General features: G+C 68.7%; 11 protein-coding genes and 1 CRISPR repeat array. All 11 genes read right to left on the reverse strand.

The window, feature by feature from the left end:
* The first annotated feature begins 30 nt into the window (after positions 1-30).
* Positions 31-594: a CRISPR direct-repeat array (repeat unit 30 nt; unit sequence GTTGCGATCCCTCCAGGGTGATGAGCGATC).
* Between the two features lie 601 nt (positions 595-1,195).
* Positions 1,196-1,543 carry a hypothetical protein gene (locus ACFFR3_RS19060; RefSeq protein ID WP_364385629.1) on the reverse strand — a complete coding sequence of 116 codons (348 nt, stop codon included), beginning with the start codon at positions 1,541-1,543 and terminating at the stop codon, positions 1,196-1,198.
* Between the two features lie 146 nt (positions 1,544-1,689).
* The gene (locus ACFFR3_RS19065; protein WP_379483545.1) at positions 1,690-3,390 is read right to left on the reverse strand and encodes a type IV secretory system conjugative DNA transfer family protein; all 1,701 of its coding nucleotides are present in this window, start codon (positions 3,388-3,390) and stop codon (positions 1,690-1,692) included.
* Between the two features lie 35 nt (positions 3,391-3,425).
* On the reverse strand, positions 3,426-4,106 hold the full coding sequence (locus ACFFR3_RS19070) for a hypothetical protein (RefSeq protein WP_379483546.1): 681 nt from the start codon (positions 4,104-4,106) through the stop codon (positions 3,426-3,428).
* Between the two features lie 14 nt (positions 4,107-4,120).
* Positions 4,121-5,704, reverse strand: a complete 1,584-nt coding sequence (locus ACFFR3_RS19075; protein WP_379483547.1) for a hypothetical protein — start codon at positions 5,702-5,704, stop codon at positions 4,121-4,123.
* A gap of 23 nt (positions 5,705-5,727) precedes the next feature.
* The gene (locus tag ACFFR3_RS19080; RefSeq protein ID WP_379483548.1) at positions 5,728-7,272 is read right to left on the reverse strand and encodes an RNA polymerase sigma factor; all 1,545 of its coding nucleotides are present in this window, start codon (positions 7,270-7,272) and stop codon (positions 5,728-5,730) included.
* 24 nt (positions 7,273-7,296) lie between these two features.
* Positions 7,297-7,950, reverse strand: a complete 654-nt coding sequence (locus tag ACFFR3_RS19085; protein WP_364385641.1) for an isochorismatase family protein — start codon at positions 7,948-7,950, stop codon at positions 7,297-7,299.
* A gap of 26 nt (positions 7,951-7,976) precedes the next feature.
* A complete protein-coding gene (locus ACFFR3_RS19090; protein ID WP_364385644.1) occupies positions 7,977-9,125 on the reverse strand; it encodes a chorismate-binding protein in 1,149 nt (382 codons plus the stop codon).
* Positions 9,126-9,156: 31 nt separating this feature from the next.
* Positions 9,157-9,915, reverse strand: coding sequence for an SDR family NAD(P)-dependent oxidoreductase (locus tag ACFFR3_RS19095; RefSeq protein ID WP_345408518.1), 759 nt, complete (start codon positions 9,913-9,915; stop codon positions 9,157-9,159).
* A 38-nt stretch (positions 9,916-9,953) separates the two neighbouring features.
* Complete coding sequence (locus tag ACFFR3_RS19100) at positions 9,954-11,468, reverse strand: thiamine pyrophosphate-binding protein (RefSeq protein ID WP_364385647.1); 1,515 nt, start codon at positions 11,466-11,468, stop codon at positions 9,954-9,956.
* The gene (locus ACFFR3_RS19105) at positions 11,465-11,710 is read right to left on the reverse strand and encodes a hypothetical protein (RefSeq protein ID WP_345408522.1); all 246 of its coding nucleotides are present in this window, start codon (positions 11,708-11,710) and stop codon (positions 11,465-11,467) included. The genes ACFFR3_RS19100 and ACFFR3_RS19105 overlap by 4 nt, the downstream gene beginning before the upstream one ends.
* Positions 11,707-13,224, reverse strand: coding sequence for an MFS transporter (locus ACFFR3_RS19110; RefSeq protein WP_379483549.1), 1,518 nt, complete (start codon positions 13,222-13,224; stop codon positions 11,707-11,709). Before ACFFR3_RS19110 ends, ACFFR3_RS19105 begins: the two co-directional genes overlap by 4 nt.
* Between the last annotated feature and the right edge of the window lie 19 nt (positions 13,225-13,243).

Here is a 13,243-nt window from a genome sequence, read left to right on the forward strand (position 1 = left end):
CGTCGTACGACATGTCGGAGATGATCAACCGTTGCGATCCCTCCAGGGTGATGAGCGATCGGCGAGCTGACCCCGGACTGGGTGTCGGAGCATTTGTTGCGATCCCTCCAGGGTGATGAGCGATCAAATACCGGTGGCAGCAAGACCACCCGTCGGCCAGTTGCGATCCCTCCAGGGTGATGAGCGATCCCGAACCCAGACCTCCAGACCCTCCGACAAGGGAGACCGTTGCGATCCCTCCAGGGTGATGAGCGATCTTGCCGTTGCCGACCATGGTGGCCAGCGCCCCATGTTGCGATCCCTCCAGGGTGATGAGCGATCCCGCCGTACCTGATCAACGTCGTCGCGCTCGACCCCGAGTTGCGATCCCTCCAGGGTGATGAGCGATCCCCCCGCGTCCAGCTTCACCAACGCCGCAGCGTTGAACCGTTGCGATCCCTCCAGGGTGATGAGCGATCTCGTCGCCCGGTTCGTCACCCACGGCGGAGCCGTCGTGTTGCGATCCCTCCAGGGTGATGAGCGATCCCCCCGCGTCCAGCTTCACCAACGCCGCAGCGTTGAACCGTTGCGATCCCTCCAGGGTGATGAGCGATCCCCACGGTAAAGCTGCAGGTCAGAGTGTTGATCTGGCAGGCTTGGAATACGTATTTTGCAGCAGTCCGCCGGTAGTGCAGATGTGCAGGTCAGATGTGGTGTCCGGACGGTGAGCCTACCTGCCACGGATGGCACTCTAGCCTCAGGCGGTCACTGAGGCGAGGACCCGTTCATCCTGACCATGGTCGACGAGGGTGGCACGCACGCTACCGCCCGTTCGGGCTATCCCGCGCCGCGATCGACGCCCTGCTCGCCTCCGATCGCGATCTGGTCGATGTGATCGAGGACGTCGCCCACTCGATGCTCGCCTGATCATCCAGACCGCTGTTGAAGCCGAGGTGGGCGACTTCCTGCGCGGACCACCGGGAAGTACGCCTCCCACCTGATTTCGTTCGCGAGAAGTGACCGCCCGGAGGGGTCGCGGTTACGTCCCATAGGGTTGTGAGTTCTGACCGCGCTTGTGGCCGCGAGCCGGGATCCAGTCCGTGAGAAGTGACAGCACCTGGCATGAACGTGCGCCGGCGCGTCGGCGCCCAACGGTGGGGGCCGGTGTAACCGCCTGACGGTAGGAGGCGCGTCCGCAATGATTTGTAGTTTCGCATCAAAGCCAGCGCAGTTCCTCCTGTACGAGCGCCACCACCGTGGAGTCATCGCGTCGTGGTCCGTCGGGTTGGTGGCCTTGTCCGCATGGGCGGAGCCTGATTTCGATTCGTTCAAGGGCGTTGGGTAGCCAGCGGTCGAGGTATTCGCACGCGTCGTTTGCGGATGCGCCTTCCCATAGGTAGGCGGTTTTCCAGGCGCAGTAGAGCATGCTGAGCTCTTCGGTGACGTCCCAGTGGCGGGGCCAGCAGGGGGCGATGGCGCGTTGGGCGGCGGGCCAGCCGAAGAGGACTTGGGTCAGCCAGTCCCCTAGTTCGCCGAGCTTGTCGGCTTTGCGGCGGTGGGGCATCTTGGGCCAACACCAGGGGCGGGGTGGTGGTTGGAGGTTGCGGGTCGGGCCTGTGGGAGTGGGTGGGTCAGCCGGCAAGTGGGGTGAATGTTCGGGGTCGGAGGGGTCGCCGGCGGTGGGGATACCGGGGTGGGTCATGGGCAGCGTCAGTGCGAGGGGCGTTTGGTATGCCAGGGGCGGAGTGCGCGAGGCTGTGTCGTGGAGGCTGGCAGTGGTGGAGTCGGGGGTTGGGGTTCCGTTTTGGTGGACGTGAGGGGCGGGAAGGAGATTTTGCCGTTTTTGGCTCTCCAGCGTTTGTAGTCGGCTCGTTTCCAGACTCGTTCGACGCGGACGATGGTGGGTGTGGCGTTGCGGCGGACTACCAGGGCGCGCCAGGTCGGTAGTCTGCGGGCTTGTTCGGGGGGTAGCACGGGGACGGTTTCCCAGCGGCGGGTGTAGTAGGGCCTGCCGGAGCCGTCGACGGACTTTTCTCGGTATGGAAGCGCGATTTCGCCGCACAGGTTCGACATGACGTTGAGGTCTTCGGGGTCGGAGGTGGCACCGAAGAGCATTTTGGCTTTGCAGTTGTTCCAGAGGGTTTTGGCGCCGTGTTCGGTCCATCGGTGCTTGAACTGGGACCAGGATTGGCCGGCGATGATGAAGGTGAAGCCGGAGCCGGCGGCGGTGGCGACCCAACCGGGCAGTTGTGGGATGGGGCAGATTTCTGGGGCTTCGTCGAGGATGAAGGTCAGGGGTGGGTCCATGCGGCGGTTGGGGCGGCCAGCTGCGAGGATGCGGGCCTGGTGGTGGATTTCTGCCACCAAGGCGGCGAAGAGGATGGGAGTCGCGGGGTTGGCGCTGTCTCCGGAGACGAGGTAGAGGGTGCCGCGGTGTCGGAGGAAGTCCGGGACGTCTAGGCCTTCTCCCGGTGGTGGGCAGAGCATGTGGGCCATGTCGGGGTCGTCCATGCAGCGCAGGACCTGGCGAAGGGTGAGGTAGATGGAGTCGCGGGTGCGTACGTGGAGGTTGTGGTAGCGGCGGACGAGGGCTGCGGCGCGGTCGGTGGCGTGGCCGGGACGGTGGCGGGTGAGAATTTTCAGGGGGGTGGGGTCTTCGTTGAGGGTCCAGGCGTCGACGTGTTCCAGGGACAGGTCTTCCAGTCCTGCTGCGTACAGGAGTGCGGCGAGGGTCATGGCGGCTTGGTTGGTCCAGAAGGCCTGGTCGGTGAGGCCGCCGGTTTCGGTGGCGGCGACCATGGTGGCGGCGCGGCGGATGGCGGTGGACTGGTCGTGGCAGCCGCGTACGGGTGACCAACGCACGGTTGAGGCGTAGGAGCCGAAGCGTTCGGGGTTGAAGAGGTGCACTTCGCCTCTGCGGAGGCCGGCGGTGAGTTCGGCGACGTCGTCGCGGATGCTGGTGACGACCGCGGCGCCGGGGGCGTCGATGACCCAGCCGGATAGATGGGCGGTCTTTCCTTCTTTGTGTGGGGCGAGGCAGAGGATGTGGTCTTCGAGGGTGGCGTAGGTACGGAAGCGGATGATCCAGCCTTGGGCCCAGCCGAGGAACAGGGCGATCTCGTTGCGGCGTACGACGTGTCTGGCCCACCAGCCGCGTAGGGAGGGGCGGGCTCGGCGGGCCACTTTGCGGGCGGCGGGGAGCCCGTAGTGGAAGTGGAGTTCGAGCCTGCGCGCGAAGCCGCGGCCTGGGTACAGGCGCCACCGCAGCCGCCACCACAGGGCGAGGCCGTGGCGGCGGCGAGGGTTGCGCAGCCGATCCAAGGCGATGGCGAGAAAAACGGCGGCGATGAGGACCGCCGCGACGGTGGTTACGGGCCAGGAGATGAGGGTCGGTGCGGGCTGGATCATCATCGGGCCCTGGCAACGGCTCGGATAGGTGGCACTGGTCAGCCTTTCGGAGGGTCGTCGTGGCAGTCGTCCCAGGTCAGGCAGGCTTGTTCGGTGGTTGTGGTGCGCGGTGGTTCTTCGAGGCCTTGTGCCGACGGAGGGGTGCGGGGGCGGAGCGTGATGGTCACGGCAGTGGTGATGGTGACGGTGGGTTGCGGGCGCTTGGAAGGGCGTGTTGCGGGTCGCTTGGGCGAGCGGGTCACGGACGGGGGCGTGCTGGTCTGGGTCGAGCGGTGTGGGGTGGGGGTACGGCGTGCCGTTGGTGTCGTGCTGAGCGATCTGATGGGCAGGTCAGGGGTGATGGTCACGGTTGGAGTGGCCGGGATGGCTCGTGGTGGAGGATTGTCCGTGGGAATGGCGAGCCAGATGCCGAATCCGACGCTGGCGATCAGTACGGCGATGGGGACGGCGATCTTCCAGCGGGCGCGGGCAGGTTCTGGGGCGTACCAGTCGTCTTCGGAGAAGCGGCGGGGTTGGGGCGGGGGTAGGGGGTTGTGCAGTGGACCGCCTCTGATGGGTGTGGCGGGAGGTCCCAGGTCCTTCTCTGGCTTGTGGGGTGGGGTTTCGAGGTCGGTTTCGATGGGGTAGCCGCCGTCGAGGGCGTCGGCGAAGCCGCGTGGCCCTTCGTAGCCCGGAAAGAGGTGGTTGTCGGGCAGCTCGGGTGGGTCGTCGTGGCGCATCGGTGCTTGTGTGGTCAGGTGAGGATGAAGACGTCGCTCGCTACCTTGGCGAGTTCGGTGAGGTCGGTGGTGACGCCGCGTTCGGTGGAGGAGGGGTCGAGGATGACTGCGAGGCGTCCGCGCAAGCGCTGGGTGGTGAGGGCGGTCCAGACGGCGTTGGGGGTCAGGTCGGCGTCGAGCAGGCGGTAGGTCTGGTCGCCGTCGGCAGTCTTGTGTCCCCAGAGCGTGATGGTGGGGATTCCGAAGGCGATGGCGGTGCCGATGCGGGCGTCGATCTGGGCGGTAGCGGTGGCTTTGTCCCAGGGTGAGGTGGCGCCGGCGTGGGCCAGACCATATTCGCGGGCGCCGATCTGGGTGAGAGTGTCCCATTCGAGGGCTCTGATGCTCATCCACTGTGCGCGGGCGGCCAGGGCGGGGGTGATCGGGGTGGGTTTGCCGGTCTTCGGGTCAGGGACTTTGTGCCGGGCGTAGGTGCGGCCGAACAGGCCGGTGGAGACTTCGACTCGGTCGACGGCTGCGGTCTTGAGGTAGCGGGTGACGTTTTCCTTGGTGGCGAGTGGGGCTTTGGTGCGCATCTCCTGGATGCAGGCTTTCGCGGATCCGCAGCCTAGTTCGGGGACGACCACGCCGATGCTCAGGCGCTTGCCGGGCAGGGCCGCACGCAGGGCGGCGCTGGCTCGCTTGAGGAAACGGGTGACGTCTTGCGCGCGGGTGAAGTTGGTGTAGGCGAGGTTGTCGGCGAATTTGACGCCGGTGACGCCGGGGTGCTTCGCGGCTGCGATGAGGGCGTTCAGGGCGGTGGTGAACTGGGGGTCGCCTGCGGCGTAGTCGTCGGCCAGGTCGCTTTCCACCCAGATGCGTAGCCGTTGCGTAGTGGAGCGGGCGGCGCTGACGGCCTTGGCGAGCGGTCCAGTGCCGGCGGAGGAGGTGGTTTCGGCGCTAACGGTCGGCAGGGGTGTCGGGGTTGTGGCTGTGGCTGTGGGGTCGATGGGTTCGGTGCTGATGGTCGGGAGCGGGGTGGAGGCTGTGGGCGTCGCTGTGGGTTCGGCACTCGCCGGCGCTGAGGTCATTGTGGCCTTGGGCGTGGCGGTGGTGGGCGGGGTGGTGCGGACGGTCCTGGTTCCGTTGACGTACCGCTCATAGGTGGTTTGTCCGGTGGTCTGGTCGGTGCACTGGTACCAGTCGTCGTCGGGGAGCTGCTCGCAGAGTGTTTCCCCGCCCTTGCAGGAGCTGGAGGTGGACAGGTCCGTCTTCTGGTTGCAGCGGACGTACCGTGCGGGGAGGGGTTGTGCGGCTTTGAGGTTGGCTCCGTCGTCGGCTGCCCAGAACGTGGCGACTTGTGCGGCGTCCTGGGGTGGATTGAGCCAGCGGCAGACCACGTAGGTGGGGGTGTCGGCGGGCAGGGTGTCGCGGCAGGAGTCGCCGCGTTCGACGTCGAGGGCCAGTTCAAGGCCGGGTTGTGCGGGGTCTCCGGTGCCGGGCAGCAGGCCAGGCTCGGCGACGGCCACGACCGGCAAGAGGAGGGTCAGGGCGATGATGACGCCGGCGGCGGCGAAGCGTCGTTCTCGCCGGGTGATGCTGCCGAGTGCGTGTTTCACGTTGGTGTCCTCGTCGGTGTTCGTCAGCTGGGGCAGTTGATCCAGAAGCCCTGCCTGTCGCCCACGTGGCTGACCGGTCCGGTGGCGACCCAGTAGCCCCGGTCGGCTTCGACCGTCCAGGTAACGCGGAGGGTGAGGGCGCCGCTGGCGGTGGTGGTGCCTGCGCTGGTGCGTCCGTCGCCGGTGGTGGTGCCGGTCCAGGAGATGGTGACGGTGCCGTTCTCGGTGGAGGAAGCGCAGCCGGGCTGGGAGGTGGGTGCCGAGACGGTGACGCGGGTGCCGGAGACGGTGATGCCAGGTGAGCCGGTTGCCGAGACGACCTGGCAGGTGCCGGTGCAGGCGAGCCTGAAGGTGCCGCTGCGGGTGGTGCCCAGGGCCAGGGTCGATGGTGCGAGGCTCGCTGTGGGGGGTGGTGGTTTGGGGAGCTTGCGCGGGCTGCGGGTGGGGTCGTCTTGGGTGGGTGGGTCTTGTGGGCCGCCCAGGATGCGCGCTTCTGGGGCGGGGTGGGTTCCGGGTACGGCTCGGCTGGGTTTCTTGGTGGGGGTTGGTGAGGGTGACTTCGTTGCCGTGGGTTTCTTTGTTGGGGCCGGCGTGGTGGGTCGGTTGGGAGGAGGTTCCTCGATGAGAGGTGCGGGCTGAGATTGGCTGGGTTGCACAGTGATGGTGGCCGGGGCGGCCGCAGGGTGTACGTCGGTCGGGCGGGATTCTGGTTGGAGCCACGACCAGAGGGCACCAGCGGCGAGGATGCTCGTCACGGCTGCTGTGATCATGGCTCCTACGCGTAGGGCGGGGGCGAGTGGGCGGAGCGAGAGGTGTGCTTCGGGGTTGGATTCGTCGTGGCGGCGGGTCCAGAACTCCTCGGTGCGGCGGCTGCGCCGTTCCCAGGCTCGGAAGTCGTCCTGGCGGGTGGTCGTCTCCCCCGCCTCGTGGCGTCGTACGGGGGCGAAGGTGAAGGGGTCTTTCTGTTCAGGGAAGCCGTCGGCGCGCCATCGTGTGTCGGCGCCGAGGGGTGGGGCCGAGGCCAAGCGGGCCGTCATGGTGGGTGGCTCGTCGGCGATGGGGAGGGCGGTGAGGAGGGCGCGCGCGGTGTGTGGCGCGGGCTCGTCGGGCAGGTCGGGGTAAACGTTGGTGGAGATCCACCGGTCGATCTGGTCGATCGCGTTGGTGACGAGGTATTCGATCTCGAGGGCGCCGGCGTCGAAGATCGTGGCGATCTCTAGGTCGGACAGGCCGTGCCGAACCGACAGATTCAGCACTTCGAGCTGAGTTGCCGGTAGTGCCCTCACTGCTTCGCGCAGGAGGGGTGCGGCGGTGATCCCGGGCCAGGATGCTGGGCGGGAGGATGTCGTGCAGTGGACGCGGGCCAGGGCGTACAGCCAGGCTCGCAGGTATCGGCGTTCGGTGAGTCGGTCAGCGTGGGCGTGTGCGCTGGTGAGCGCGGCGCAGGCGGCCAGTTCGGCGTCGGCCGTGGCGAGTGTGGTGTGGCAGTAGTCGAACAGGACGGCGCCATAACGGTGGCGTAACCGGTCGACGGTTGCTCGCGCGTCCTCGTTCAGGGCTGGTTCCATGACGGGTCTCCGGGCAGGTGGGGGTCACGACGTGGGGACGGTCCTCGTTCCCAGAGCGCCCTTGACCTGGCTGGTGGAGACCACGCGACCGCAGCAGGAAGCGACATAGTTGAGGGCCATCGCGTGATGGTGGGCCGAGAGGTCGGCGATGGCGTCGCCGATGACGAAGGGCTGGATGTCGCGCATGAAGGCGTCCAGGACGGTGGCCAGTACTCCTATGTGCGCGTAGACGCCGCAAATGAGTAACTGGTCGCAGTCCAGGTGAGTGAGGGCCTCGTCGAGGTTCGTGTTGTGGAATGCGCTGTAGCGGGACTTGATGATGACGCGGTCGGATGGGTTCGGAATGAGCACGGGCGGGAGGTCGGTGTCGGCCGGGTCGGGGCCGGGGCCGTTGCCCCATCGGTCGGTCAACAGGCCGCGCTCGTCGGGGTCCTGGCCGCCAGGCTGCACTGAGTACAGCACGGGGATGTTCGCTTCGACGCACGTCTCGCGTAGTGCTGCCGCGTTGGCGAGCAGGTCGGCGAGGGGTGAGGCGGCGGGGGCGAAGGGGCGCAGGTAGTAGTTCTGCATGTCGTGGATGAGCAGCGCGGTTCTGCGGGGGTCCAGGGACCAGTCGGGGAACGCGTCGGCGGGCAGGTGGGGCAGGGGGTAGGAGGGGACGGCGGGCAGGAACGACATCTGCGGGGCTCCTTTCGGGGATCGGTTCAGTGCAACCGTGGGATGGCGTGCAGAGCTTGAAGCATGGTCGCCAGCTGGGTGCTGGTTTCGAGCAGGACGTCCGCCGGTTCCGAGGCCGCGGTGATGCCCGCGCCGGCCCAGAGCCGCAGCCGTCGCGGGCTTTCGGTGACGGCGCAGCAGAGCGTGAGTGCCCATTCGCCGTCGCCGGCGGCGTTCTGCCAGCCGACCAGGCCGGCGTACCAGCCGCGTCTGACTCCATTACCGTGTTCGAGCTCGGTGATGAGAGTGCGGGCGGCCTGGGTGGGGGTGCCGCAGGAGGTGGGTGGCGGGTGTAGCTCGGCGGCCAACCCTAGGGAGGTGGGAGGCGGGTCGGTGAGAGTGGCGGTGATTCTGCTGCCGAGGTGCCACATCGTCGCGGTCGCCTGGAGTTGGGGCTGCTTCGGCACGCGCAGATCGCGGCAGAAGGGGGCGAGTGTGGCTGCTGCCGATTCCACCACGAGCCGGTGTTCGTACCGCTTCTTCCTCGAGTTCAGCAGGTCGCGGGCGGCTTTCTGGTCGGCGAATGAAGTGGGGTGGCGCGGTGCTGCGCCGGCCAGGGGGTGGGTTGTGAGTGCACGGCCGTGCCGAGCAATGAGCAGTTCGGCAGATGTCCCTACGAGGGTTCGGCCATGGCCGAGTGGCAGAGCGAAGGTATACGGTGCCCGGCCGCTCAAGTGGATCAGGAGATCCGTCACATCGAGGCCATGGGAGCCGGTCGCGGTCAATGTCTGGGCCAGGACGATGCGGTTCGCTTCGCCGGCCGCGATGCGATCGCGGATCAGCCGTACGGTTGCGATGTGATCTTCGGCGCTGGGCTTGGCGGCGACGCGCCAGACGGCGGAGGCGCAGCGGAGACAGGGTCGTACGGTCAACGGCTCATGGCGGGTCACGCGCTCGGCGAACCGCAGTCGGCTGGCGGAGCCGTCGAAGCTGATGGCGCCGATGACCAGGCCGGTTCTGCCGTGCCCGGTCAGGGCCTTGGGAACCGCCTCCGGCAGGTCGGGCAGGCTGACGGTGGTGAGGGCGCGTCCGCCCTTGGCCAGCAGCGTGTAGGTGGGGGTTGAGAACAGCGTGTCCGTGGGGCGGAAATGTGCGATCGGTGTCTGCCCGCGTGCCGGCATCAGTGAAGGTGCCATCCCTTGTCCTTGGTCGCGACTGCTGGGTGGATCAGAGATTGAGGTCTGTGGTGGCGCCCACCGGAAGGACCTGTGCGGTGATGTGCCGCGCCTGGTGCGACAGCAGGAACAGCACGGCGTCCGCCACGGCTTCAGGCGTGGCGTGCCGACTGAACCGGAACTCGCCCGCGGGCTCACCGGTGGAGCCTGGCGCGACCACGTTGCATCGGATGCCGAAGGGAGCCAGTTCCAGGCCGAGGCAGCGGGTGAACATGGTGGCGGCGGCTACGGAGGCGGCGTATCCGGCCAGTTGGGCGCGTGGCACGCAGGCGGCGTCGGAGGTGACGGTGACGATCGAGCCACCGTCGCGAGGGACCATGCGCCGGGCGGCGGCACGGCAGACGTGGAAGGCACCGTCGGTGTTCACGGCGAACAGGTTCCGCCACTGCTCGTCCGGAAGGCCGACCGTACTCCCCCGGTGCAGGACGCCTGCCACGTTCACCAGGAGGCTCGGCGGCCCGTGCTCGGCTTCGGCCAGTGCCAGCGCGGCCTCGACCGCCCAGGGATTGGTGACGTCCAGTTGTCGGGCGGTGGCGGTGTGGCCGGCCGCCGTCAGCCGCGCGGCGACGTGCCGGACGCGTTCCCCGTTCAGGTCGAAGGCCGTGACGGCGGCTCCTGCCTGCGCGAGGGCGGCGGCGACGGCCGCGCCGATGCCGCTCGCCGCTCCGGTCACCAGGGCGGCCTGACCGGCCAGGCCGGTGGGGTGCGGCTGTGCTGCGGGGATCGTGGCGGTCGAGTCCTCGTTCGTCATGCGGGGTTCCGAAAGTGCGGGTGCGGGGTGGAGGCAGGTCATCGGGTTCCCTCCGGCCGACAGGTGGCGGCGAGTTCGGCGAGCCACCAGTCCATGCGCGTGACTTTGGCGTGCAGCAGCAGTGGGTGGTTCCTGGGTCCGCCCAGCCAGGCGGAGACGGCGGTCATGTCGGCCGGGCAGCGTACGACGGCGCTGGTCCAGCCAGCGATCAGGTCGCCGGCCGGTGCGTGCTCCGCGCTTTCGTCGCAGACGACGATCAGGAGGGGCGCGCCGAGACCGGCCGCCGTTTCCCTTTCGACCGCCATCAGCGCGCTGCCCGCGTCGAGGACGGTGACGGCGAGCCGGTCCGGTCTGGCCAACGCCGCGCCGATGCCGCCGGCCAGACCGAGCCCGGGTGCCGGGACGAGGCAGAAGCCGGCCGCGTCCGGTATGCGCAGGTGACTGACCGCAGGGCCCATCGCGGTGCCCTGCTCGACGACGAGTGTGCGTTCGGCGGGCAGCAGCGCATCCAGCAGCAGGAAGAACGACCGCGGATCGATGCGGCCGGGAACCGCCTCGTAGGTTCGGCTCTGCCGGCTGAGCACGCGTTGTCGCATGGTCGCGCTCCGGTAGCCGGTCCGCTGCTCCGGCAGGGCCGGCAGGAGTGCTTCGGCGGTGTGGCGGGTGTCGCCCGCCACACCGAGGTCGATGCGGTGGTGCAGGCCGAGTGCGGCGGGGTTGATGTCGATCTGCGCCAGCCGGGCTTGTGGTGAGAGCAGGGTCCCGCGGCGGGTCGTCCACGTGTCGAGCGTGCATCCCCATGCGACGACCAGGTCAGCAGCGCCGAGCAGTTCGGCCGTTTCGGGGGATGCGAGCGTTCCGGCGATGCCGATGTTCCAGGGATTGGAGCTGAACATTCCGTGCCCGCCGAGCGTCGTGGCCAGCAACGCGCCTGCCTGCTCGGCGAGCCGCTCGAGTGGTGCGGCAGCCGAGGCGGCGCCACGACCGGCGATGAAGATGGGACGATGCGCCTTCAGGAGCAGGGCTGAGAGATCTTTCAGTGCCGTGGCGTCGGGTGTCGGGGCCTTTGGAGATTCGTCGGCCGCCGCCGCGTTCGGGCCGGTCCGGAGCAGCACGGGGCGGTGGTGATCCTGCGCGGTACGGGCGGCTCGGGTGATCATGACGCTCACCTGCTGCTTGTCCGGTAGGTGCAGGGTCGATGCTGGGGAGGCGGCCAGGTCGCCGGAATGCACTTCCGGGGACAGGACGAGCAGCGGGATGTCGCCGTAGTCGATCAGGTTGAGGCCGGGCACGGCGGCTGCCCAGCCGTGCGGCTGTTCGAGGAGCAGCAGTGCGGGCTGGTGGCCGGTGCGGGCGTAGGTGACGGCCATGGCTGCTGCTGCCGCTTCGTTCCGGCCCCCGACGAGGCGCACCTGGTGCCGGGCCAGGGTGTCGGCGAGTGCGGGGAAGGCGTCGTCGATAGTGCTGAACACGGTGCGTAGGCCGAGTGCGGCCAGCAGCTCCGCGACGTCGGCGGCGATCCGCGTAGGAGTGAGGGGTGCTGGCGGGGTCATCGTGTTCCGTCCTGGTCGGGTGTCGGAGGGTTGGCGAGTACGGCGTCGATGTCCGCGAGCCCGTCTTGGGCGCAGTCGCGGATCGCGCGTAGCCGTTCCATGGCGCGGACGTCGGTGGCACGCAGTAAGGGCACGGTGTCCAGGCGGCTGTCCCAGGTGGTGGAGGCAGCCGGGCTGTGCGTGGCGGGAGGCGGGTAGGGCGTGCGGTGCTGCCGCGGGGTGAGAGTTTCGGTGACGGTCATGCGGTTCCTTCGGGTGGGGCGACGGGGTCGGGTGCGGGTGGGCGGGTGCGTCGGGGGTCGGAAAGGGCGGTGAGTTCGTCCTCGGCTGTGCGGGCGATGGTGCGCAGGCGGACTTGCTGACGTCGGAGCGCCGCGCGGAGCCGCTCGACCTCTGCCTGCAGTGCTGCATGCTGTCCCGGTACGGTCGGACGGCGTTGCCGTACGGCCCGGATCAGGGCGCAGGTGCCCAGGAGCACGGACACGGCGATGCCGCCGGCGATGACGTCGTGATAGGCCAGGGCAGCTGGCTTTGGAAGGTCAGTCAGGTAGGCGGCCGCGGCCGCTGATCCGATCGCTCCGCCGAGGATGCGCGCGGTGGTGAGCGTTCCGACCGCGGCGGCGTATCCTTCCGTGCCGGTGTCGAGCGTGCCGGTGATCGTGGCCGTGGTGCTCACCAGCCCGAAGCCGACGCCCAGCAGGATCAGCGTCGCCAGGCCCGGTCCTGATGTGACCGGTACGACGATCAGCAGCAGGAAGCCGGTACCGCTGAGGAAGGCGCCCACGTACACCGTCGGCAGCAGGCCGACGCGACGGACCAGGGGCGCGACCAGCGGACTGGCGAGGGTGACGGCTGCCGAGAGAGGAGCCAGCGTCAGGCCGATCCGGCCGGTGGAGAGCCCCTGCTCGCCCAGCGCCATCGGTACGAGGTTCAGCAGCGCGAAGGCCATCACCCCGTACAGCAGCGAAATGAAAGCCCCCCACCTCACCTCTGGTGAGCGCCACAGCTCCACGTCGATCGCCCCCGCAGGGTGACGACGCGAGCGAGCCAGGGCCAGCCCACCGGCCGATATCATCGTCATCGTGGTGATGAGGGCGATGAGCGAGGTCCAGCCCCATCGGGCACCGTAGGTGACGACCAGCACCAGCGCCGCAGTGGCGGTGATCAGTGACAGCGTTCCGACCAGGTCCGGTGCCCTGTGTCGGTGTAGCTGTGCCGTGGGCAGGACCTTGACCAGCAGGAGCAGCGCGATCGCCGTCAGGCCGAGCGGCAGATAGAGCAGGCGCCACCCGTAGGCGTCCAGAAAGAACCCACCCGCCGCGTGCATGACCAGCCCGCCCACTCCCGTGGCCGCGCCCCACAACGCCACCGCCCCGGGGCGACGCCGCTCGTCGCACTGGCCGAGCAGGAGCCCCAGTGCCGCCGGCAGCATCAGGGCGGACCCCGCCCCTTGGACCAGCCGCCCCGCCAGCAACACCGGCCAGAACGGGCTGAACGTCACCAGCAGCGCTCCCACCGCGAAGGCGGCCGCACCGACGGCCAGGACGATGCGCCGACCGATTAGATCCGCGAGCCGTCCTCCGGAGACCAGCAACGCGGCGATCGTCGCGAGGTTCGCCGTCGTCAGCAGGTTCAGCTCGCTGAGCGGCACCGCCCGGACGACCGGGTCACGACTCAGGGTCGGCATGGTCAGCGTGGTACCGACCGTGTCGGCCATCACCAGAGCGGTGACAGCTCCGGCGACCAGCCGCAGCATGAGCAGACCAGATCTGGGC

It is taken from the genome of Nonomuraea salmonea, from assembly GCF_042428605.1.
In the GTDB taxonomy this organism is placed as follows: Bacteria; Actinomycetota; Actinomycetes; order Streptosporangiales; family Streptosporangiaceae; genus Nonomuraea; species Nonomuraea salmonea.